Here is an 18,988-nt window from a genome sequence, read left to right on the forward strand (position 1 = left end):
AACTATCTAATGACATAAACCGGCAATCTGCACAACAGAACTTGAGCTTGATTCGAAGAACGTTGTGAGGGCAAAAGCCTGTGAGCGTGAAAGGGCTTACTGGTGAAAACAGGAATGAGTGAAGGTCATAGTTGTGAGCGCTGAGCACCTCCGTTGGGACATGCCTGTCAATATTCCTTAACAAAGATCAGGGAATTTGCTGTGTTTTGGTAGTGAATACTTGATGAATATCCGAATAATCAATGTGCCCAAATTGCTGAAATTGATTTTTTAAATTTTGTTATCTTGTTGTATTTAAACGATTATATCGTTTTATATTTGATGGATTTTATGTGTTGACTGGATTTTCCCTTGGAGAGTGGAGGCTGTGAGGAAGGATAGGGTCGTTAACAATTTGATTTTTCAAAAAGTGGTTTGAGATGAGGAAAACATGCCGTATCTTTGCAATAAGATGCTAAAAGTTTAACTAAATCCCCTAGCGTGAAACGTGGTTTTACTCAGCTGATCTAGGAGGCTCTTTTTAATATAAATTGATGTTCCCCTTTGGAAAACCCTGTTGGCAAACTGTGATTCTCTTAACGGTAGAATCATATTGGGACGACCTTTCAAATTAAGGCTATTTTATGGCAGTCGGCTTCGATAAAGTTTGTCTCTTCCCCAACGGTAGATTTCTCATCTGTTATAATCTAGTAAATCAGGTGAGACTCCGCTCTAAAATATTGAGTAAATTGATGAATTGTTGGTGGGGTCGTTTGAAGGCAACGCGGCCTGTCGTGTACCATAAGTAAGAAAAATCCATTCTGTGAAACTGGCCTGTTCCAAGTCGAGGTACTCGCTAGAATCGGGGGGAGATCTTCATGCTTTACCCCTAGGGCTATTACTTGATGAGGTTTGGAGATCTGTAGTTTTTCTTGAATGATTGACAGTTAATGAGTATCTGAGTGAAACTTTGATATTCAAGACGCTGTCGAAAGCAAAAGTAGAGATGCCGAAAATTACCTTTATCACCGCGGCGGGCGAGCGCCATGATGTGGATGCTGCAAGCGGTTCCACGATAATGGAAACAGCAATTAAATTCATGGTCCCCGGTATCGAGGCGGAATGTGGAGGTGCGTGCGCTTGTGCTACCTGTCATGTTTATGTTGACCCGGAGTGGGCTGCAAAAACCGGTTCGCCTGAGCCAATGGAAGAGGATATGCTGGATTTCGCGCAGGACATTCGCGATACCTCCCGTCTATCCTGCCAGATTAAGCTGGACGATTCTCTGGACGGGATTGTGGTGCACATTCCTGAAACTCAAGGCTGAGAAAATAGTTCTTTAAATGCAAAAGCCCGCAGAGTTTGCGGGCTTTTTTGTCGGTAGATTATTCGGCAGCGACTGGCTGGACGAAAGATTTGTCCGCCGAGCCCCAGGCCAACTCATTCCCCGGTGAGGGATCACGTGGAATAAGGCGCGATAGACACAGGCTCACAGCTGCCATTCCCGCACCCGCAATAAACACGGCTTCGGGCGAATAAAGCCAGATCAACCCAAATACAACCGGAATGAATACCGCTGCAATGTGGTTGATAGTGAAGGCAACGCCTGCGGTTGGTGCGATATCGGCAGGGTCTGCGATTTTCTGGAAATAGGTCTTCATGGCAATGGCCATGGCAAAGAAGGCGTGGTCTATGACGTAAAGGGCACCGGCCACATATGGGTTGCTCACAAATGCATAAAGCAGGAATATTCCAATCAATCCGATATACTCGAATGTGAGTGTGGTGCGTTCGCCAAAGCGGCCAATGAGAGCGCCGATTTTATGGGCAATAAACATATTGATCAGCCCGTTTATTAAAAACAGGCCCGCCACTTCGTGCACTGCATAGCCAAAACGTTCCACCATCAAGAAGCCAGCGAAAACGGTAAAAATCTGGCGCCGCGCCCCGCCCATGAACGTGAGCATGTAATAGAGCCAATAGCGCTTGCGCAGAATCAGCTTTTTGTGTTGGGCTACACCGCCTTCAAAGCGGGGAAATACCGCATAAATGGCGATGGCCAGAAGAATGGTGGAGATGCCTGCAATCAGGAAAACTGTTTGGAAAGAAAGCTCCAGCGTTTGCCATGTGAGCATGATAGCTCCGTAGGCCATCAGCTGGGCGGCAGCGGCAACGGACAGAATTTTCCCCATGGTCGCAGGCGCGCTCTTCTTGGGCAGCCACTGCAAGGAAAGGGACTGCTGCATGGTTTCATAGTAGTGAAACCCGAAGGACATGAGCAGTGTGGTCAGGTAAAATCCGATCTCATAGGGAAAGTACCCGGTAATTGAGACACCAATGCCAAGAAGCAGCAGCGAAATGTAAGCAAAGGTTTGCTCTTTAAACAAGAGGAGCGCAAAAACCGCAGTGAATGCCAGAAGACCTGGAATCTCACGGATGGATTGCTGAATACCAATTTCCTTACCCGTAAAGCCGATGGTATTCACTGCGAAATTGTTGACCAAATTCCACCAGCTCGCGAAAGAAAGCTGCATGGCAACAGCCATCAGCATGAGCAAGATGACGGGGGAGCGCCACCCGTATTTGGGGTCTTTCAGGCTGCTGAACATTCCTGCCTCTTCAACGTGTATTGTTTGAAAGACTATCTGTATGATAGGTTAGTTCTGCCGTGTTATCGCTAGTTTGCCATTTAATATTGATATTTCGCCAAAGTGGTTGCCATGAAGGAACATCCGGAAATCTTCACCCGCCCGTCTCATCGGGAAGAAACTCCCATTATTGCCTATGCCATTGATATGGAAAAGGAAGCGGGTGGGGCGCGTCACTGTCATGAGCGGGGGCAGTTGCTTCATATCCTATCCGGCACCATGACGGTGACAACAGATCACGGGAGTTTTGTGGTTCCACCTGAGCGGGCGGTCTGGATGCCTGTGGGCGTTTTTCATGAAACGAGTTACATGGCTTTTGCCAAGTTCCGCACCCTTTATGTGTGCGCGGAGTGGTGTGAGGACCTGCCGCAAGTTCCTCAGGTAATTCAGGTAACCCCGCTTCTGCGTGAGTTGATTATGGCCTTGATGGGCGAGCCGCGCGATTATGAAGCCGGAGGTCCGGTGGGTCGGCTGGCGCGGGTGCTGGTGGATCAGATGGCTAAACTGCCCGTGGCTCCTCTGCAGCTCACGTTTCCCACAGATGACAGGCTCAAAACACTGGCGAAAGGGATCGTGCGTTGCCCCTCAAACATTCCCCAGCTGGCGGAGGCTGCAACCAGCTGCGCCTTGTCTCAGCGCACCTTTGAGCGCCGATTTTCGGCTGAAACGGGGCTGAGTTTTCGCAGTTGGTGCAATCAAGCCAAGTTGTTTCGGGCTTTGGAGCTCCTTGCTGTGGGGCGAAGTGTTGGCGATGTGGCGCACAAGCTGGGCTATGAAGGGCCAAGTGCGTTCATCCATCGGTTCAAAACCGCTTTCGGCGTGACCCCCGGACAGTATTTCCGGGAATCACATGCGCTAGATGCTATTGACAGGCCTTCAAAAAAGTCTTGATAGGCTTGGCACTGCCGGAAAGGCTGATTTTATGGCTGAGATAACCGCCAATGTTAATGGCAAGCTCTCGATCCTTAATCATCTGCTTCCATAAAGGGGCCGAAGGGCCTACCCGCACAACAGGCAAAGACACCCCGCCTTCACTATCGGGGGAGCTGCCAAAGGCAGAATAATCTTCACTCAAGGTTTTAGAGCTGATGGACACACGGGTGCTTTGGCCCTGAAAGAAACTGGCAGGCGGGGCTATCATGACAATATCGATTGTTTTTGTGCGCTTGTTGCAAGTTGCGATAAAATCACGATCATCCGTTTCGCGCACGCCGTGGGTCAAGCGCGGTGCCGTTCCTCCTATGAACTGCCATTGAAGCGGACCCTCCGAACCGCTGACAGGAGCTGGTTTCTTGGTAAACCGATCCCTGAGTGGGAAGCTTTTCCCGCTTAGGTTTGTCTTCTTTTCTTCATTGATAGTAATATTAAAGGCAGCCTGCCGCTTTTTGTCCAAAAGACACTGGAACGAGAACGGACGCCAGTTTTTTCCAGTCTTATAGATACCTCGGCCACTGAGCATTTGGCCTTTGAGCGAAAGAACCGGCTTGTGGTTTTCTTTTGCCTTTGAAAAAGAGCCTAGCCCCAGAGTAACAGAAACGGGCTTCTTGGCCTGTTGCATTACAGTGAGAACGCGGCTGGCTTGAGCCTCACAAAGGTGGCGGGCATTGCGCACAGGGCCTTTCGTTAAATCAACGGGTTCCGGCGCTGGTGGCTGCGGCGTTCCTGACCCTTTTTGCGGCAGGTAGTAGCAAGCCTTCTTTTGCAGTGGAGCTGGATCCCCGAAGTTCTTCCGCGTGCAGTTGATGCTATTTTTGACTTCGCGCTCGGTAAAATGTCCGGGCGTCCCAAAGCGCACTAACGTCTTTGAAGGCACTTCACAGGCTTGGTGCTCCAGTGCACATCTGATCCAGCCATCCTTGGTTTTCATGGGCAGGCCGGGAACGGGCGTTGGTTTGCCGTGTCTGCCGGTATAGGTAGACCACCGCTGGTAATCGGGGGAGGTGCTGGTGGTGCGGCCTGTGTAGAAGATACCGCGGCAGCCCTTGTCTACCCATATGCCAGTTGCATCTACACCCCAGCTGCTGCCAGCAATGCAGGGTTTGGGGCTGGTTTGGCGGGCGAGAGCTACATAATTCCTGCGCGCGGGCCGCAAGAAACAATGATTGCGCTCGTTAAAGGTTGAGTTGCAGCCAATCATATCCGCGTCATTGGGCATTGGAGTGGGCGCTGGATTGGGTGGGTACACCGGCTGCGGCTGGGGGATGGGCTCGGGTGCTGGTACCGGTTCCGGCCCTGCAACAGGGCCGCCGACTGCCTTGTCCAACAGGCACTGGCGGAACTCCTTTGACCCCACCGCGCCGCCGGTTTCCAACAGGCAGGCCTGAAAGATCTGCATAGGCGCTTCTGGAAGTACAAAATTATCTTGCGCCCGCACGGATTGGGGGAGCGCCATAGCAAAAATCCCCAGTCCACTTAGAACGAGTGAAAGGGGCCACTGGCGAACCTTTGGTGATGTCATCTTAAATGCCTTAACTTGCAGCTTTATCAGGTGCCCGCCCAAGGCACCTGCTTTAGAGAGGACCCTATAGAATAGCTTATGAATGCAACATGAATAATAGAGCTTGGAAAGCTACACTCAGCGTGCAAGCTCTTTCATGCCGTCTTCCAAGCCTTCAAGGGTAAGCGGATACATGCGCTTTTCCATTATATCGTGAATCATCTGGATACTTTGCGTGTAGTTCCAGTATCCCTCTTTCACAGGGTTCAGCCAGATCATTCTTTGGTATGTTTGCTTCATGCGTTCCATCCACACCTGACCGGGCTCTTCGTTCCAGTGTTCCACGGAACCGCCGGGATAGGCGATCTCATAGGGGCTCATGGAAGCATCGCCGACAAAAATAACCTTGTAGTCGCTTGGGTATTTATGCAGCACATCCATAGTGGGAATGCGCTCGGTATGCCTGCGGTTGTTATTTTTCCAGACGAATTCATAGAGACAGTTGTGGAAGTAGAAGTATTCCATCACCTTGAATTCGGTTTTAGAGGCGGAGAACAATTCCTCACAAACACGGATGTGGTCATCCATGGACCCGCCAATATCGAAAAATAGCAGAACCTTCACCGTATTGCGCCGCTCTGGCCGCATCTTGATATCCAGAAGGCCCTTGTGGGCAGTGGAGCGGATGGTGTCGTTCAGGTCCAATTCGTCGGCAGCGCCTTGGCGGGCAAACTTGCGCAGGCGCTTCAGGGCCACCTTGATGTTGCGTGTACCCAGCTCCACGCTGCTATCAAGGTCCTTGTATTCGCGCTTATCCCAGACCTTCACAGCGCGCCGGTGGCGGCTGCCGTCCTGACCAATGCGGACACCCTCAGGGTTATAGCCATAGGCACCGAAGGGAGAGGTGCCGCCGGTTCCAATCCAGCGGTTGCCGCCCTGATGACGTTTCTTTTGTTCCTCAAGGCGTTTCTTCAAGGTCTCCATGAGCTTGTCAAAACCGCCAAGGGATTCAATTTTGGCTTTCTCTTCTTCCGTGAGATATTTTTCCGTCAGCTTGCGCAGCCACTCCTCTGGAATATCTGCCTTGAGATCCTCGGAAAGGCTTTCAATTCCCTTGAAGCAATGGGAAAATACACGGTCGAACTTGTCCAGATTGCTCTCATCCTTCACCAGCGTTGCCCGGGAAAGATAGTAAAACTGTTCCACGTCCTTGCCTGCAAGATCACTATCAAGTGCCTCCATCAACAGAAGGTACTCACGAACGGAAACGGGCAAGCCAGCAGACTTTAGCTCTTGGAAGAATTCAATAAACATGGGGCGAGAGTAAAAGCTGTTTATTGGAATGTCGAGAGCCAATAAACAGCCTTAGGCCAAGAGTTGGATTTCTGTTTGCAAAACCCCAGTCCTTGGCGGCCCTAATCCTTGTTGGGCGTCTTTTGCGAGGATTTGACAATCTCGCTCATGAACTCAGAAAGGGCAGGGCCTTTTGTTGCTGTGAACGGGCAGGGGCGGCAGGTGTGGATGGCCGCAAGGCCCACACGTGCAGTAAGGAAGCCGTTGACCAGCCCTTCGCCCAATCTGGCCGAAACCTTGGCCGCAAGGCCTTGGCCAATAAACTGCTCCAAAATGCTGTCACCAGCCGCAAGACCTCCCGTCACAGCCAGATGCGTTGCCACTTTGCGCGCCAGACGCCAAAAGCCGAGGGTCCCGGGCTTCCCGCCGTAAAGGCGTGAGATGCGTCCGATCACGCGGACATTCTCGTAAAAGACTATGGCAATATCAATAAGGGCGCGGGGGCTGACGGCGGTCACCACCGACACCCGCTTTGCGCTTTCCATAACTATAATGCGCGCACGTGCATCCAGCGGAGCCATCAAGTCCGCTTCCGCTAGCTTTATAAGGTCCTCACCGTCAATAACCTCATTGAGGTGGGCGCTCAACTGGCCTCTTCCATGCGCTGTTTCGGGTCTTTGCTCATAATGTTTTATGAGATTTTGAATATTCTGCTGCGCTTGCAACTGGTCATTCTTATATGCAGCCTTCCCAAGCCCCTGTTTCAACTCATCCACATGAGCGAGGTAGGAGAGGGCACGATATTCTTTGATGACAAAACCACAAATACCGATAAGTGTCAGCACAGTCAGGCCAACCCCTACCCAGCCCAGCCATTCGTAGCGGGAAAACAGATCGCGCAGCAAACTATCAACCGCAAGGCCAAGGGCGAGGGAGGCCAGCCCGCTGAGGCCAATTGCCAGAGCGTGGCCCCATTTGGATTTTTTTGCTTCAGGTTCCGGGGCAATGCTCTGTGGCTTTCCTGTCTCGTCTATGCTCTCAAAAGACGTCGCAGGCGGGAGTTCTTCGATCTTTATGGAAGTTTCATTGAGTTTGAAAGCCGCTGGGGCACGCCCTTGGGAAGCCGCTTTTTTTGGTGTCGTTTTCATGACAGTTTATCTCCCAAAAGAAATTCAAGGGCGCGGTCCAGCCGGATATGGGGCAGGGATAAACGAAAGCCCTCTGCAGTTTCCTCCAACTCCGGCGGTCGAAACCTCACATATTTGAGGCTTTGGCGGTCCTGCGCTTGCCTAAACAGACTCTCCAGATCCTCCGGTAAGTCTCCGGGAAAAATTGCTGCCTCTTCATTTCCGTCAAAACGGATGTTGTCGATCACCTCACCGGGCATGGGCACTCCGATCAAGGCAGGTATGGCATGGCTGTTTTGACGAACTGTCGCTTGCCGTGTGGCGCGAACAGACGCGAGGGCCAGAACTTCCACAGAAGCACCTGCAAACTCCGCTCGCGAAATGGCCCCGTCAACGAGCTTTCGTAACAGTACCTGAAGCTTGTCGTGATCTTCTTTTTGCAGGTGGTCGGCCTTGGTGGCCGCAAATACAATTTTGTCTATACGGTGACGCAATATTGAGGCGAGCCAGCTGGCTTTTCCGGGGCGGAAGGCGCTCAGTATCTGGGTAAGGGCCGTGTTCAAGTCCTCAACGGCTGCCGGACCCGCATTCAGCGCCTGCAAAGCATCAACAAGAACGATCTGTCGGTCCAGTTTGGCAAAGTGATTTTTAAAGAACGGGCGTACGACATATTTGCGGTAGGCTTCATAACGCTTTTCCATGAGAGCCCGCAGGCTTCCCGCTTGCGCACTTCCCGCGTCATGTTTCAGCTCCAACGGCGCGAAGGTGAGGGCGGGGGAGCCCTCCATATCACCGGGCATTAAAAATCGACCTGGGGGGAGCATGGAAAGGGCATGGTCTTCGCCGCGGCACTTGCCAAGGTAAGCGGTAAAGGTTTTGGCTAGTTGGCGGGCAACCTCTTCACTCGCTTCCAGATCAATTGCGCCCTTGTGTTTTTCGAGCAGCTCGAGAAAATCCTTGGAAAGTTCTGGATGCTGGCGCGCGCGTTGCAAAGCGTTGGTGCTGAACTGCTTGAAGCTCTGGTTCAGCAACGGCAGGTCAAGCAGCCACTCACCAGGGTAGTCGATAATGTCTAGATTGAGCTTTCCCCTCCCCAGTTTGCGCTGCAAATAGGAAGCGGATTCGAACTCGATCGTAAGACGTAGCTCTGAAACCTGATGGGTTGATTGCGGCCAGACACGGTCTTTTGCCAGCAAACCTATATGGGTTTCATAGTCAAATCGCGGTACCGTATCGTCGGGCTGGGGTTGCAAATATGCCTTTTCCAGCCGTCCGCGGGCTACCGCTGAAAGCAAAGGCAAACGTCCACCCGCAATCAGATTGTGTACCAGCGCCGAAATAAAAACGGTCTTGCCGGATCTGGACAGACCGGTAACCCCTAACCGTACTGAAGGAGTGGCTAAATCACTAGCTGTTTCCCCAATGGTATCGAGAGCGATTTTCGATTCGGAAATGATTTTTGAAAGCTTTATCAAGTGCGACCTCCGAAGGGCAATGTGGGGTGTCCTTCGGTTGATTACAATTGAAAAGCGCAAACTTATTACTGTGAAGGCCGTTAGTTACTTACGGCCTTCAGTGTCCGCGGTTGGAAGAATGAGACAAGCCTCCCGGCTGCCCTTCCCACCTCAGACCAGCGGCGGGCATCAAAATCAATTATGGCCATTCCCGCTGTCGGGTACTTCTGTTCCATTTGTGAGATAAGCTCAGGGCTACCTGACCCGGTAAGTTCCAGTGCGGTTTCCTGAATGGCCGTGTTGTGCCCGACCACCAGCAAGGTTGGGCTAAAGGCGCCCAGAGAACAGATGGTATCCACGTAATCGGATTCTGAACTGTTATAGAGATCGCGCAGGAGATGGATTTTGGTGTTGTCCCGCATATAGGGCATAATTTCGATGAGGGTTTGCCGGGTTCTTAAAGCTGTTGAGCACAGCACTGTGGATGGACAAAGGTTGTGTTGGTGCATGTGAAGCCCAACGGCTTCTGCAGCAGACCAACCCCTCCCACTCAGTGGTCGATCATGATCGTGCACTGCAGTATCGGCCCAATCAGATTTAGCATGACGAAGTAACATCAACCGTAGCATTGAATTTTCCTCCACTTTCGCGCAGAGTAATTTTGCGCTTTTATAATGAAATGGAAATATATTGTGCGATGCAAAATAATTGTTATTTATTAATGTTATAAGCGATCATATATGTCTATTGGTTTAAAGAAAAGAATTTATTGACCCCTTAAAAGTAATGGGCAGAAAAACTCCGAAATTTGCTCAATATTACTTCATCTGAGCAATTAATTGGCACTGGAATGACAGAATTTACTCATTTTCAAATTATTGAATAATAATGCATGTAGTATACATATTTAACTAATGATTGGCCGCAGAAGTTAAAATACAAAAGGGCTGTCACATTCCTAAATTTGTGACAGCCCTTTTTGTATCTTTGAAAACCGGAGGGGGAGTTAGCGGTTACGCATAAATGCCAGTCGCTCGAACAGGTGAACGTCCTGCTCGTTTTTCAAAAGAGCCCCATGCAGAGGTGGAATCACTTTTCGGGACTCCGTTTCTCTCAAGGTCTCGGCATCCACATCTTCATTCAAAAGTAACTTAATCCAGTCCAGAAGCTCAGAGGTTGAAGGCTTCTTCTTGAGGCCGGGAATATCGCGCAAGGAATAGAATGTCTTCAGGGCTTCTGCCAGCAAGCGCTCTTTAATGTTGCCAAAGTGCACTCCCACAATGTCTTGCATTGTCTGCGTATCGGGGAACTTGATGAAGTGGAAGAAGCAGCGGCGCAAAAAGGCGTCCGGTAGGTCTTTTTCGTTGTTGGATGTGATAATCACAATGGGGCGCTGAGTGGCTTTAACGGTCTCGCCTGTCTCGTAGACGTGGAATTCCATTCTATCCAGCTCTAGCAGCAAATCGTTTGGAAACTCGATATCTGCCTTGTCGATTTCGTCTATGAGCAAGACAGGGCGCTCTCCCATCTGGAATGCCTGCCACAACTTTCCCTTTCGGATGTAGTTGTTGATGTCTTTAACACGCTCGTCACCCAACTGGCTGTCTCGAAGACGAGAGACCGCATCGTACTCATAAAGGCCCTGCTGCGCTTTGGTCGTGGACTTGATGTGCCATTCCAGAAGGGGGGCACCAAGGCTTTTGGCAACTTCGTGCGCAAGGACAGTTTTCCCCGTTCCCGGTTCCCCCTTAATGAGAAGTGGCCGCTCCAATGCTATTGCAGCATTTACGGCGACGGTCAGGTCGTTCGTAGCGACATAATCGGAAGTTCCAGTAAATTTCATTGGGAGTCCTTAAAAACTGTTGGGTTCAATTTCAGGGAGATTAATCTTTAGGGAAGCTGAGAGCAAGACTGACCATAAGTTTAAATCAGTCCTTACATCTCGCAGAGGACTTGAGCAGCCGCGCAGGAACCCTGTTAAAAATTCGTAATGGAATTGCCGTTGGAAGGGGAAAATTGGGAGTATGCTCGTTGCAGGCGCACAGGCTGTGTTAGAGACAGCTTAGGCGCGCAAAAGAGTGCGCGCCCTGAACGTGTACCGAGGGGGAATTAGTATGGTTGCAGTAATTGGCAAGTGAGCTTAGGAAGCTTCTTCGTGCTGCTTTGTTGCCTCGATGGCTTCGCCCACGGCCTTATGGTGGGACAGTCCGGTTTCTTGAACGGACAGGAGCTGGTCCACAAACAGACGCATTTTCCGAACTGCTTCGGAAGGGACCTCAAAGATAACAGCACCCTCAGGTTCTTTTCTCAAGCGATATACGGAGGAGCCAAGTTCCTCGTCGTGAACATGTTCTTTGATGACACGCTCTTCCGTCAACTCGGTCAACTTTGGCAGATCCGTTGCGGGAAACCCAATACGGCTATCTGATTGATGACCCTTATCGGAAGATGTTTCAGACGAATCACTCTCTTGGGCAAGGTTCACAGCCAAGCCTTCGGTAAGCTCGGTTTTTACAGAGGTTTTTTCTTCCTTTGCATTAACCGGTTGAGGAGTAATGTTTAATTGCTGGTGAGATATACGCTGCGTACCTACATCCATCGTTCTGCCCCCGCAAATGGATAATCTAATATTAATGATTATGCCTTTTTATCGATAGGTTGCAAACATCCTCATAATTTATCTGGTCTATTTTAAGTAAACATTTAATGGAGGATCTCTCGCTGGTTACTGCTTTACTTTGGGGTATTTGTAGCTGATTGCGCATCTAAGATCGGACAACTCTCAGTTCATGCAATTGCTTCTGGCGTTTGAAAGCTAAAGTGGGCGGGAGGGGCTGCGATTGAGCAACTTCCAAATGTGTCTACGGTTCGTGGAGGCTTGCTACTCCCGGTGATTCTCGTCTTTGCGTTTAAATAACCACTTGAAATGTGAGCTTCACTTTATTCGGAGCGTGATTTTTCAACTTTTCAAGAGTTTCACCCAACCTATCTCAAAGAGGAATTACTTAAATTTGTGTATGTAAAGTGTCATACTTATAATGCGGCATTGTGATTAAATAGAATCGCATTTGGGAAATTTGGCTTTTTGTTGGCATGGTTTAGGGTAAGGACATTATTAATAACAACGTAAATGTTAGTTATCCATTTGAAATTAAATAGATATTCAATTTAGGTTGTGAGGATGGCTACAAGTAAGTTGTTGTTTTGTACTCATCTGGCTATATTCCAGCCGCGAACAGAGGTATCCGGAGTTACACATGGCGGTTGATATCGCAGTTGACTATCACCCCTCAGAGGGCGAGCCGTTTATGAACGAGCAACAGGTGGAGTATTTCCGTCGAAAACTTCAGTCCTGGAAAGAAGAGATTCTTAAAGAGAGCAAGGAAACCCTAGCAACTCTTCAAGAGGAGAGCCAAAATCATCCTGATTTGGCTGATCGCGCTTCGTCAGAAACCGATCGTTCCATTGAGCTGCGTGCGCGCGATCGCCAGCGCAAGCTTATTTCCAAAATTGATGCAGCGCTGGAGCGTATCGAAGATGGAAGCTATGGATACTGTGAGGAAACAGGGGAGCCAATTTCAGTTCGCCGACTGGATGCGCGTCCCATTGCCACTTTGTCCATTGAGGCACAAGAAGCGCATGAGCGCCGTGAGAAAATCTATCGGGATGATTGATTAACAAGTCCTGAGAGGGCTGCGCAAGCTTTGTGTGAGCCCTTTTATATCCCGTCAAGGATATAACGAGCTCGCTTTAACGTACTTTTGTGCTGAAGCGAGCTTTTGTTTGTTGAAACAGCTCACTTCTATAACCTATTATTTAGGGGTGTATATTTAACAGAAAATCAGTATCCACTTTTCGGCTATACGCTCTAGGCTGTTTCCTTTTGGAGAGCCGCTCCCACAGTCTTATTCGGAACTTTCTTTTCAATGACTTTTTCTGGGGGAGCTTTTCGGGCGGTGCCCGTGTCCTTACCGGTAGTTTGCAGTTTAGGACTTTCTTTGGTTTGAGACCTTGCAATAGCATTATGGTGCGGGGCATTGGGCAGAGCAGCGCTTGTTTTTCCTAAAAAGGGATTGGCGGTAGTTGCCTTGGTTGTGTCTGCAGCTTTGCCAACTGGTGCGGTGGCTTTGTTTGTCAAAGAAGAGAGCGGCGGTGTTAAGGCACTTTTAATGGGCGCGCGTGCTCTGACCGGAGGTTGTTTGTCCAAAGCCTTTTGAGGAGGTTTTGAGACACCGGCGCTCGGAATTGGTTTATTCTGCGCAGCAGGACTTACACTTTTCAAAGCCTCAGGCTTGGCTAAGGGCGCGGAAGCAGTTCGCGGCTCCATTGCCTTGGGAGGTGTATAGGGACGGTGCTCTCCCAAGCCTTGGTGTGTGTTAGCATTTGTGCTTGCAGCAGGTGATAAAGAGGAGGCTGCAATGGCTCCCTCGTCAGCTGCCTTTGGGGCCTGCTCATAGCTTCCATCTTGCTGGTTCGAGACATCGTGAAGGGGCGAGCGCCGACCAAGACCACTGGAGACAGGAACACCTCTGATGATATTTTGTTCCACGACCACATCATTATGGCCGCCCACCAAAATGAGATGCTCCACATTATCCCGGCGGATCAGAAGCAAACGCCTGCGATTGTCCACATCGGCCGCATCCATGATGGCGATTCGTGGTTGGCGATTTCTAGAGCCCCGATAAGTGGTGCGTGCCAGGCGTCTCAAGAGTGGCACGGTGATAGCAGCCAACCCGAACACAAAAGCAACTGTAACAAAGACTATAGTTACAAAGGCTGCCTTCGGTGACATGTTCAGTGTCGAGATTAGCCATTCCTGCATTCTGTCCTCACTATAGCAACACGCAATCCCAAGTGCCTGAAGTGCCCGAGGGGAATACCACCAAATTCAAATTAAGTTTAATTGCACCAATATATATTGTGATCAGATAAAGCCAATATGTAATATGTAAGGTGCGACCTATGAGCAGCTTATTGGAGCGACTTCCTTTTCCCAAGCTTGCCCGTTCGCAGTAAGCAAGTTTCTAAACAGTTTGCTCCGCCCCACTCAGTCGTGTCTTCCCATCAAATGCAATACAGGTAAAAACCATAGGCATCTGGGAATTTGAGGGTTTATTTTACTAATAACTCGCGATTAGGTTTCTTCAAATAGTTGAATTTTAACTTTTTATTTCATTAATGGGGAGCTTTGGATAAGAAAAAATGGCCTCCAAGTATTAACGATAGTTCACAGGCCTAGACAAAAAGTCGCAGGCGGAATGGCTGCTCCAAAGAGCGTATCCCCTTGTATGCAGAGTCCCTAGATCGGAGCTGCGCCTGCCCGAATGAACTCAGGCAGCGAAAGGAATGATCCTTGGGTGGGGAAATAGTGATTTTGATGGGCATAAGACAGACTACAATAGAAAAACGAATCAGAACCGCGGAGCCGTTGGGGACACTATCTGATGACGAGAGTTGATTTGCACGCACTTCAACAGCGTGTGCAGCCGCTGGCAAAGCCGGGCAGTACAACAGCGCTTGTGTTCCTTGGAGGGCTGCTGCTTAGCGCCGTATTGGCCATTGCCTTTGCGGGAGAAGGACTGGTGCAGGGGTATATCCTTGGCCTGTTGGCGGTACTCTCTTGCTTGGGGCTTCTGGCCTTGTTTGCCTATGCCCTTGGCTATCTCAGGCTGTCACTGCCAGCTCAGGAGATGCCCTTTGCCCAAGCCTATTGGAATTCGATAGATGAAGGCGCGGTAATAACAGACCCTCAAGGCCACGTTCACTTTGCCAACACCACCTATTTGCAGCTAACTGGTGCTGAGCAAATGTCCAAGGCCCGTTCAGTGGAGCGGGCCTTTGCCAATGAACCGGAAGCTAATCAGGCTATTTACCAACTCTGCCGAGACATCAGCGAAGGCAGAAAATCACAGGCGGAAATCCGCCTTAAACACCCGTTGAACCAGCCGGAGGGAAAGAGTTGCTGGTACCGGATCAAAGTACAGCCAATCCATAATGAGGCCGGCGTTGAAAGCAAAAGCGGCTTGGTTATCTGGCATGTTTCAGACATTTCAAAGGATAGGCTGGATCAGGAAACGTCTTTTCGCGAACTGCAACGGGCCATAAATTTTCTCGATCACGCCCCCTCCGGCTTTATGTCCTGCGACCCTCTTGGGAAACTGGTCTATCTTAATGCCACTCTCGCAGAATGGCTGGGGCATGATCTGACAGCGTTTGAGGCGGGAAAGCTTAAGCTCTCGGATATCGTTCGTGGGGATGGTGCCTCTCTTATTCTGTCCATGGCAGGGGGCGAGGGGGAAGTCAAAACCGGTAGTTTTGATGTAGACCTTGTCACGCGCAAGGGAATAGTACTTCCCGTTCGCCTGCTTCACCGGGTCACATTCGGGAGCAAGGGGCAGCCTGGAGAAAGCCGGACATTGGTTCTTAACCGTTCGAAAGGCGAGGAAAGTGCCGAGGCTCTTCGGGCGGCGGAAGTGCGATTTTCTAGGTTTTTCAACAGTGCTCCCATGGCAATTGCATCCGTGGACAGCAAGGGGAGAATTGAGCGCACCAATGCACCTTTTGCCAAGTTGTTCGGCACAAGCGATTCTGCCGTGAACAGAAGTCAGCTGGCTGATCTTGTTCAAGAGGGGGGGAGAAAGGACCTGCTGGCGGCTCTGGAAAGTGCAGGGAAGGGGCACAGCAATATACAACCTCTCGACTTGACGCTGGGCATTGGCGGGGAAGAGCGCTCCGGCACCTTTTATGTGTCAGGAGTACTTGATACGGAGGCCGACGAAGGCACCTCAATGGTTTATGTCCTGGAAACAACCCAGCAAAAAACATTGGAAGTGCAATTTGCCCAAAGTCAGAAGATGCAGGCTGTCGGGCAGCTGGCGGGCGGAGTTGCCCATGATTTCAATAATGTCCTCACGGCTATTATCGGGTTTTCAGACCTGCTTCTGGCCAGCCACCGGCCAACAGATCCAGCGTTTCAGGACATTATGAACATTAAGCAAAATGCCAATCGTGCCGCTGGTCTCGTGCGCCAGCTACTGGCCTTCTCAAGGCGGCAGACCCTACGCCCCAAGGAGTTGGAGCTCTCCCATGTGTTGCAGGAGCTCACAATCCTTCTGGACCGCTTGCTTGGTGAGAAGGTCGAACTGAAAGTAGTTCATGGGCGCGACCTGTGGCCGGTTATGGCGGATGTGAACCAACTTGAGCAAGTGATTGTGAACCTTGCCGTGAATGCGCGTGATGCCATGCCGGATGGGGGAACGTTGAGTATCCGCACCCGAAACGTGGAGCGGAAAGACTGTGAGAGCTTTGAAAATACGCGGGGAATGCCAGCAAGCGAATATGTTTTGATTGAGGTAAAAGATTGCGGACAAGGAATGCCTGCTAGTGTGATTTCCAAAATCTTTGATCCATTCTTTTCTACCAAGGATGTTGGCAAGGGGACGGGGCTCGGCCTTTCAACGGTTTACGGCATTATCAAGCAGACAGGCGGGTTTATTTTTTGTCAAAGTGAAGTGGGCAAGGGAGCCACTTTCAATATCTTCCTGCCCCGCCATTTGAGCGAGGAAAAATCCGAGGAACCGGAAAATAAGGTCAAGTCCCCGCCATTGACTGACTTGACGGGGTCCGCCAGCATCTTGCTGGTAGAGGACGAAGAAGCCGTGCGCGCCTTTGCAGCGCGGGCCTTAAGCTCGCGGGGCTATAAAGTGTATGAGGCAGGGTCCGGTACGGAAGCTCTGGAGCTTTTGGAGGATACGGATATCTCGGTGGATCTCGTGGTATCCGATGTTGTTATGCCGGAGATGGATGGACCGTCCCTCTTGATCGAGCTGCGCAAAACGTGTCCCAGCCTGAAAATAATATTTGTTTCAGGCTATGCGCAGGAGGCATTTGAAAAGAATTTGCCGGAGGGAGAGCAGTTTACGTTTTTGCCAAAGCCTTTCTCCCTCAAGCAGCTGGCTGTCACTGTGAAAGAGGTTCTGGATCAAGGGCAACTGGAAAAAGCTGATAGATAAATCTGGAACGTATCCGGCCAAGAACAAGCGCGGAATATGCTCCAGATCAGGTTTTCAAGTGTATGGCTTTAGCAGCCACTGCCCTTTTCAGAGTTTGCTTTCAAGCGCTGCAGGCTTCTCAAGGTATTGCTGTCACCGGGCAGACGGAAGGAACGCTCTCCCGGAGTTCTGGAATCATTGATCAAGGCCAGATCCTGCACCACGGTTGTGTCACAGCGCGTACCGGAGAATCGAACCCGAACACGGATAACCCGCTCACCCACTTCCGATGGTCCAAATTCCTCATCGAGAACCGGATTGGCTTTGCGCATGGCATTTTCAATAATAACCATGTTGGGGTCATCCTGAATAATGTAGGAACCCCGTTTTGTTGCGCTGCTCACAAGGGTTTCACGCACTTTTTCAGGAGAGGCCCTGACCTCTATTGTTTGGGAACCTGCCTGTGGTCTGATGACAGAAAAGCTGGATCGTGTACTGGGTTGACAGCCAGCAGCAACAAGAGCCAAGCCAATTGCAATAAGTCTGCGCATAGGTAAACCTTAATATCTTTTAGGTTCTAGTCAGGTGCGGTTTGTCACCGCCAACAGTTCTGGTTGCGAAAAAACAATCAATGGATCGGTATAAAGGCTTTCACTGGAAGAATCCAGAGTATGGATAAAACCATTCATTTAGATTTTCTAAATTACGATTTGAAGGTGATGTGGGGGCTTTAGCAGGTACGCTGACCGCGTAACCGGCAGTGTTTTGGTTTGAGTATGCGCCCCGGAAGGCATGAGAGGCCTAACTTAAGCTTAGGAGTCTTTTTATCCGGTTTTGGGGAATTAAGAGTAGTGATAGTTCTATGCTCTGAGCTATGAAAGAAATTCAAGTAGTTTATAGGCGGAGCGCTCCAAATGAGTAAAAGCTATGAATTCTTACAGAAACTGGGAATTTCGTCCCCCATTATTCAAGCACCCATGGCCGGTATCTCAAACTCGGAGCTTGCCGCAGCTGTCTCCAACTGTGGGGGGCTTGGCTCTTTGGGACTTGGGGCAGCATCGGCTGAGACGGCTCGTTCAATGATTCAAAAGACAAGGGCTCTGACCACTAAGCCTTTTAACTTGAACTTTTTCTGCAATAGGACGCCTTTACGGGACCCGGTTAAAGAAAGCGCCTGGTTGGATCGCATCTCCCCGATGTTTTCAGAGTATGATGCTGAAAGGCCGAGTGAGCTTAAGAAAATCTACGAGAGTTTTTTGAGCAATAAGCCGATGTTCGATGTGCTTGTCGAAGAGAAATGTCCGGTTATAAGTTTCCATTTCGGCCTGCCTGATCGGGACCAGATCTCAATTTTAAAGGCACAGGGCAGCACCTTGTTGGCCAGTGTTACAAATTTGAGCGAAGCGCTGCAGGCGCAAGACGCTGGTATGGATGCCGTGATCGCGCAAGGCTGGGAAGCAGGTGGGCATCGTGGTTGCTTTGATGAAAACGCTCCCGATGATGAGTATGGCGTGTTTCCGCTGACACATCTTCTGGTTAAAAAACTACAGATCCCGGTTATTGCCGCAGGCGGAATTATGGATGGGGAGGGCATTAGCGCTGCTTTGGGTTTAGGTGCAATTGCCGCTCAATTGGGGACGGCCTTTGTTGCTTGCGATGAAAGCAATGCCAATGATGAATATCTTGCGGCCCTTAATGGAGAAGGGGCCTACCACACTGTGATGACGCGCGTAATTTCTGGCCGTCCCGCACGGTGCGTGCTGAACAAAGTTTCACGTTGGGGGCAAACCGTCGCAAACGAGGTTGTCCCTGATTATCCCATTGCATATCACGCTGGGAAAGCTTTGAATGCTGCGGCTACTGCGAAAGGAAACTACGGATTCGCGGCCCATTGGGCAGGGCAGGGAGCCCCCCTCACTAGGGCGATGCCAGCCGAGAGACTGATGGAAACTCTAAAATCAGAGATCAAAGACACATAAGGTGTGCTTTGAAGGTAGGGGGGAAGCGGAGTGTTGTCTGAGGTTCACCCATGCCCCTGCAAAAATGAAGGAAGCCA

The 18,988-nt window shown here is 50.2% G+C and carries 15 protein-coding genes; 5 read left to right on the plus strand and 10 right to left on the minus strand.

Translation table 11 applies throughout. The features are described 5' to 3' along the window. Nucleotides 1-985: 985 nt before the first annotated feature. On the plus strand, nt 986-1,306 hold the full coding sequence (locus P6574_RS04565; RefSeq protein ID WP_310619203.1) for a 2Fe-2S iron-sulfur cluster-binding protein: 321 nt from the start codon (nt 986-988) through the stop codon (nt 1,304-1,306). Between the two features lie 58 nt (nt 1,307-1,364). On the opposite strand, the gene P6574_RS04570 is transcribed toward P6574_RS04565, so the two are convergent. Further along, nucleotides 1,365-2,588, minus strand: coding sequence for an MFS transporter (locus P6574_RS04570; protein ID WP_310619204.1), 1,224 nt, complete (start codon nt 2,586-2,588; stop codon nt 1,365-1,367). Between the two features lie 111 nt (nt 2,589-2,699). Between P6574_RS04570 and P6574_RS04575 the strand changes: the two genes are divergently transcribed. Beyond that, nucleotides 2,700-3,518, plus strand: a complete 819-nt coding sequence (locus P6574_RS04575) for an AraC family transcriptional regulator (RefSeq protein ID WP_310619205.1) — start codon at nt 2,700-2,702, stop codon at nt 3,516-3,518. Here the strand turns inward: P6574_RS04575 and P6574_RS04580 are convergent. From P6574_RS04580 to P6574_RS04610, 7 genes are all read right to left on the minus strand, one after another. Beyond that, nucleotides 3,490-5,085, minus strand: a complete 1,596-nt coding sequence (locus tag P6574_RS04580) for a DUF3011 domain-containing protein (protein ID WP_310619206.1) — start codon at nt 5,083-5,085, stop codon at nt 3,490-3,492. The two genes, P6574_RS04575 and P6574_RS04580, sit on opposite strands and share 29 nt — an antisense overlap. 117 nt (nt 5,086-5,202) lie before the next feature. Continuing rightward, entirely contained in the window at nt 5,203-6,378 is a 1,176-nt protein-coding gene (locus P6574_RS04585) for a vWA domain-containing protein (protein ID WP_310619207.1), read from the minus strand. A 101-nt stretch (nt 6,379-6,479) separates the two neighbouring features. Then, nucleotides 6,480-7,505 (minus strand): YcjF family protein, encoded by a 1,026-nt coding sequence (locus P6574_RS04590; RefSeq protein WP_310619208.1) that lies wholly within the window; start codon nt 7,503-7,505, stop codon nt 6,480-6,482. Beyond that, entirely contained in the window at nt 7,502-8,959 is a 1,458-nt protein-coding gene (locus P6574_RS04595; RefSeq protein ID WP_310619209.1) for a YcjX family GTP-binding protein, read from the minus strand. The genes P6574_RS04590 and P6574_RS04595 overlap by 4 nt, the downstream gene beginning before the upstream one ends. 80 nt (nt 8,960-9,039) lie before the next feature. Beyond that, entirely contained in the window at nt 9,040-9,567 is a 528-nt protein-coding gene (locus P6574_RS04600; RefSeq protein ID WP_310619210.1) for a SixA phosphatase family protein, read from the minus strand. 377 nt (nt 9,568-9,944) lie between these two features. Next, nucleotides 9,945-10,781 (minus strand): AAA family ATPase, encoded by an 837-nt coding sequence (locus P6574_RS04605; protein WP_310619211.1) that lies wholly within the window; start codon nt 10,779-10,781, stop codon nt 9,945-9,947. Between the two features lie 297 nt (nt 10,782-11,078). Further along, nucleotides 11,079-11,537, minus strand: a complete 459-nt coding sequence (locus tag P6574_RS04610) for a hypothetical protein (RefSeq protein WP_310619212.1) — start codon at nt 11,535-11,537, stop codon at nt 11,079-11,081. 658 nt (nt 11,538-12,195) lie between these two features. Here P6574_RS04610 and dksA point away from each other — a divergent pair. After that, entirely contained in the window at nt 12,196-12,612 is a 417-nt protein-coding gene (gene dksA, locus P6574_RS04615; protein WP_310619213.1) for an RNA polymerase-binding protein DksA, read from the plus strand. Nucleotides 12,613-12,806: 194 nt separating this feature from the next. Here the strand turns inward: dksA and P6574_RS04620 are convergent, their stop codons facing one another. After that, nucleotides 12,807-13,733, minus strand: coding sequence for a flagellar biosynthetic protein FliO (locus P6574_RS04620; RefSeq protein WP_310619214.1), 927 nt, complete (start codon nt 13,731-13,733; stop codon nt 12,807-12,809). Between the two features lie 652 nt (nt 13,734-14,385). Between P6574_RS04620 and cckA the strand changes: the two genes are divergently transcribed. Then, on the plus strand, nt 14,386-16,953 hold the full coding sequence (gene cckA / locus P6574_RS04625; protein ID WP_310619215.1) for a cell cycle histidine kinase CckA: 2,568 nt from the start codon (nt 14,386-14,388) through the stop codon (nt 16,951-16,953). Between the two features lie 68 nt (nt 16,954-17,021). Here the strand turns inward: cckA and P6574_RS04630 are convergent, their stop codons facing one another. Continuing rightward, the gene (locus tag P6574_RS04630; protein WP_310619216.1) at nt 17,022-17,483 is read right to left on the minus strand and encodes a hypothetical protein; all 462 of its coding nucleotides are present in this window, start codon (nt 17,481-17,483) and stop codon (nt 17,022-17,024) included. Nucleotides 17,484-17,846: 363 nt separating this feature from the next. Here P6574_RS04630 and P6574_RS04635 point away from each other — a divergent pair, with 363 nt between their 5' ends. Further along, nucleotides 17,847-18,911: an NAD(P)H-dependent flavin oxidoreductase gene (locus P6574_RS04635; protein ID WP_310619217.1), complete on the plus strand. Its 1,065-nt coding sequence runs from the start codon at nt 17,847-17,849 to the stop codon at nt 18,909-18,911. Nucleotides 18,912-18,988: the final 77 nt, after the last annotated feature.

Origin of the sequence: Pseudovibrio sp. M1P-2-3, assembly GCF_031501865.1 — a bacterium.
GTDB lineage: Bacteria > Pseudomonadota > Alphaproteobacteria > Rhizobiales > Stappiaceae > Pseudovibrio > Pseudovibrio corallicola.

What these genes read in the sequence shown, in the direction of transcription:
- P6574_RS04590 (WP_310619208.1), bottom strand. Translation starts at nt 7,505, where the DNA reads ATGAAAACGACACCAAAAAAAGCGGCTTCCCAAGGGCGTGCCCCAGCG.
- P6574_RS04630 (WP_310619216.1), bottom strand. Translation starts at nt 17,483, where the DNA reads ATGCGCAGACTTATTGCAATTGGCTTGGCTCTTGTTGCTGCTGGCTGT.
- P6574_RS04580 (WP_310619206.1), bottom strand. Translation starts at nt 5,085, where the DNA reads ATGACATCACCAAAGGTTCGCCAGTGGCCCCTTTCACTCGTTCTAAGT.
- cckA (WP_310619215.1), top strand. Translation starts at nt 14,386, where the DNA reads ATGACGAGAGTTGATTTGCACGCACTTCAACAGCGTGTGCAGCCGCTG.
- P6574_RS04585 (WP_310619207.1), bottom strand. Translation starts at nt 6,378, where the DNA reads ATGTTTATTGAATTCTTCCAAGAGCTAAAGTCTGCTGGCTTGCCCGTT.
- P6574_RS04610 (WP_310619212.1), bottom strand. Translation starts at nt 11,537, where the DNA reads ATGGATGTAGGTACGCAGCGTATATCTCACCAGCAATTAAACATTACT.
- P6574_RS04575 (WP_310619205.1), top strand. Translation starts at nt 2,700, where the DNA reads ATGAAGGAACATCCGGAAATCTTCACCCGCCCGTCTCATCGGGAAGAA.
- P6574_RS04620 (WP_310619214.1), bottom strand. Translation starts at nt 13,733, where the DNA reads ATGTCACCGAAGGCAGCCTTTGTAACTATAGTCTTTGTTACAGTTGCT.
- P6574_RS04565 (WP_310619203.1), top strand. Translation starts at nt 986, where the DNA reads ATGCCGAAAATTACCTTTATCACCGCGGCGGGCGAGCGCCATGATGTG.
- P6574_RS04570 (WP_310619204.1), bottom strand. Translation starts at nt 2,588, where the DNA reads ATGTTCAGCAGCCTGAAAGACCCCAAATACGGGTGGCGCTCCCCCGTC.
- P6574_RS04600 (WP_310619210.1), bottom strand. Translation starts at nt 9,567, where the DNA reads ATGCTACGGTTGATGTTACTTCGTCATGCTAAATCTGATTGGGCCGAT.
- P6574_RS04635 (WP_310619217.1), top strand. Translation starts at nt 17,847, where the DNA reads ATGAGTAAAAGCTATGAATTCTTACAGAAACTGGGAATTTCGTCCCCC.
- P6574_RS04605 (WP_310619211.1), bottom strand. Translation starts at nt 10,781, where the DNA reads ATGAAATTTACTGGAACTTCCGATTATGTCGCTACGAACGACCTGACC.
- dksA (WP_310619213.1), top strand. Translation starts at nt 12,196, where the DNA reads ATGGCGGTTGATATCGCAGTTGACTATCACCCCTCAGAGGGCGAGCCG.